The following is a 2,882-nucleotide window of genomic DNA, read 5'->3' on the forward strand; positions in this document are numbered from 1 at the left end:
ATGTAATTAATAGAGCTTGTTACAAACAGTTAAAACAAGCCCTTAAAATAGAAGTGATATTTTTATTTTTTCACATCAAAATCAAATGACTTATTTGAATAAACAAAAAATTCACAAGGTGTGTCTGATATACATGCTGTCGTGTGGACATCTCCCGCCTTTACTGACCAAAATGATCCTGGTGTTAAAATAGGAGGGTTTTTATCATGATCAAAAGGGTTTATCATTGTTCCCTTAATGACGACCGCATTATATCCATGAGAATGAATATGGCTCGGTGTTTCAAAGTGTGCTGGAAATAAACCAAATCGTCCATAATTCCCTGATTTTGCATCACCATAAGCGTCTGCAAATTGGATTGGATCCATTACGGTTACAAATTTTTTATCTTTATCGATCAGAGTCTTTGACACAATATTGTCTTGTGAATAAACAGTGCCACTGAATGTTAATAATATAGCGAGAGAAATTAATTTCTTCATTTTACAGCCCTCTCAGCTACCCATGAAAACAACGCTTTTCCAATTTCATGTGGAGAATCTTCTTGAACAAAATGAGATCCTTTAACAGTAACTTCTTCAAGGTTAGGCCAAGTACGAACAAAATCACGAGCATAACCAACTAAAAATGCTCCTGGTTCAGCATTAATAAATAATTTAGGTATATTCTTTGAATGAGCTAAGTACTCAGCATAAGAGTTAATTAAAGCAACGGTTTCTACTGGCGTTTCAGCAATTGGGAGTTGACGAGGTCCTGCTAACGTTGCTCGGCGATCTTCACCTGCATTTATAAATGGACGACGATATTCTGCATGTTCTTTTTCTGTTAACTTTCTTAAAATGGCATTTTGAAGTAGGGTTTCAATAAAGAAATTGTCTTCAAGAACCATTTTATCGCCTTCAGGAGATCGTAACATACCTATTGGACCATGAAGATCATGATTAAACTCTTCCCAAGTAGGAAAAGAAGTGACAATTGCTTCCATAAAAGCAATTGCTTTTATTTTTTCTTGATTATGATTCGCCCAATTAAAACCTACCCCTGATCCCCAATCATGTAGAACCAATGTGACATTTTCATTAACGCCTAATTCTTCTAATAACGCTGAAGTGTAGCGTGTATTTTCTTTTAATGAATAGCTGCCATCTTCGGTGTTATCAAGTTTGTCTGAGTCCCCCATACCAATCATATCAATAGCAATTAAACGTCCTTGACCTTCAAGGTACGGAATAATATTTCGCCATAAAAATATAGATGTCGGATTACCATGTAAAAATACGATTGGATCACCAACCCCGTGTTCAATATAGGCCATTTTTTTGCCTAAAACGGTTTTGAATTTTTTTTCATAATGCAGGACTTCAGTATCAATTTTCATTATTAGCTCGTTATCAGTAAAAATAGAGTTAATGGCACTTAGATAATCATTAATACACAACAAATATATGCGCCACTCATGTATATTTCAGGAGTATTGCAGGCTATTTGTTTTTTGTCTATCATTTTTTATGACTCAGTCATATAATACAGTCATGACTAATGATAATTATTTAAAGAATCTACTTGGTGCATTTGCAACAACGATAGCTTCTAACATAGAAATGGAAGTCGCAGAACTTGACGGGCGTAGCCTTAGCCATGAAGCTGCTTTAGTTGCCATTAATAACCATCCCAATGATGGTATAGAAATGCTAAGTAAAGTGCTTGGGCTGACTCATTCAGGATCTGTTCGGCTTGTGAATAATCTTGTACATGATGGGTTTGTAGATCGACATCGAAGTAAAATAGATGCTAGAGCTGTTGTTCTATGCGTTACTGATGCAGGACGAGATCGTGCAAATAAAATACTTTTAGCTCGTGAAAAAATAACAAGTAGTGTTCTTTATACTCTTGGTGAAAACGAGAAAGAAAGGATTATTCCTATATTAGAAACAATCCTTTCAGCAATGACAGGTAATGTTGTTGAAGCAAGACGTATTTGCCGCTTTTGTGATGAGGGCGTGTGCAGAAAAGCTGGGTGTCCTGTAGAGATTGCTGCAACAAAAAAAGCCTAAGATAGATAGTATTGTGTCTAACAAATAAAAACATATGTCGCTTGAGTGTGATAACCAAGCGACTTCATCACGACCAACTGCAGCAATATCAACGAACTTATCCACCAATTTCACATAACATCTGTTACATGAATTTCAGAAGGTCGCTTAGGCTGCCTTTTTTGAATCTGAACATTACCTAAAATTTTACAACTTTATTGTTATTTCAAACCTTTTTGTTGCTATATAAACGTAAGCGCGCAATTAACCGGTGAAGCCTTATTTGGCTTCACTGATATTGACGTTCCAAGGCATTAAATCGGTAAGATCATCGGTAGGCTGACGCTTCGGTAGCTCAGTAAAGAGATGTTGGAAGTAATAATAAGGGTTAATTGTCAACACCGGTTGAAATCTGATCCACTTTTTTAAAAATTCACCGTTTTAATATTGATCCACTTATTTGCTCAACTATTGCTGATATCTAATATCCCAGCTTGTCTTTTTGACTTTAATCTATAGCTATCACCACTCAACTGAAGTACATGAGAGTGATGTAAGAGCCTATCAAGCATGGCTGCAGTCAAGGTAGCGTCATCTGCGAAAGCAGATGGCCACTGACTAAAAGGTAAGTTACTCGTTAAAATCAAACTGCCTTTTTCATAACGATTTGCTACTACATGAAAAAACAGATTAGCTTCTTCTCTTCCAAAAGGTAGGTAGCCAATTTCATCGATTATTAATAATTTAGGACCCATAACACTCCGCTGCATATACGATTTTAATTTTCCTTGTCGTTTTGCAGTACTAAGCTGAAGCATTAAATCAGCCGCGGTGATGAAGCGTGTTTTG

General features: G+C 36.2%; 4 protein-coding genes and 1 pseudogene. 1 reads left to right on the forward strand and 4 read right to left on the reverse strand.

Features of this window, described 5'->3' with window-relative positions; genetic code table 11:
• Window positions 1-62: 62 nt before the first annotated feature.
• A complete protein-coding gene (locus FH976_RS15495) occupies window positions 63-482 on the reverse strand; it encodes a DUF4437 domain-containing protein (RefSeq protein WP_194091679.1) in 420 nt (139 codons plus the stop codon).
• Entirely contained in the window at window positions 479-1,378 is a 900-nt protein-coding gene (locus FH976_RS15500; RefSeq protein WP_107238734.1) for a haloalkane dehalogenase, read from the reverse strand. Before FH976_RS15500 ends, FH976_RS15495 begins: the two co-directional genes overlap by 4 nt.
• A gap of 154 nt (window positions 1,379-1,532) precedes the next feature.
• On the opposite strand from FH976_RS15500, the gene FH976_RS15505 reads away from it, so the two are divergent.
• Window positions 1,533-2,054 (forward strand): MarR family winged helix-turn-helix transcriptional regulator, encoded by a 522-nt coding sequence (locus FH976_RS15505; protein WP_194091680.1) that lies wholly within the window; start codon window positions 1,533-1,535, stop codon window positions 2,052-2,054.
• 258 nt (window positions 2,055-2,312) lie between these two features.
• Here the strand turns inward: FH976_RS15505 and FH976_RS15510 are convergent.
• A pseudogene (locus tag FH976_RS15510) lies at window positions 2,313-2,426 on the reverse strand (transposase domain-containing protein); the annotation flags it as partial.
• 71 nt (window positions 2,427-2,497) lie between these two features.
• The coding region (locus tag FH976_RS15515; RefSeq protein ID WP_194091681.1) for an ATP-binding protein at window positions 2,498-2,882 on the reverse strand (385 nt) is incomplete at its 5' end.

This window comes from Vibrio hibernica, assembly GCF_015223435.1.
Taxonomy (GTDB): domain Bacteria; phylum Pseudomonadota; class Gammaproteobacteria; order Enterobacterales; family Vibrionaceae; genus Vibrio; species Vibrio hibernica.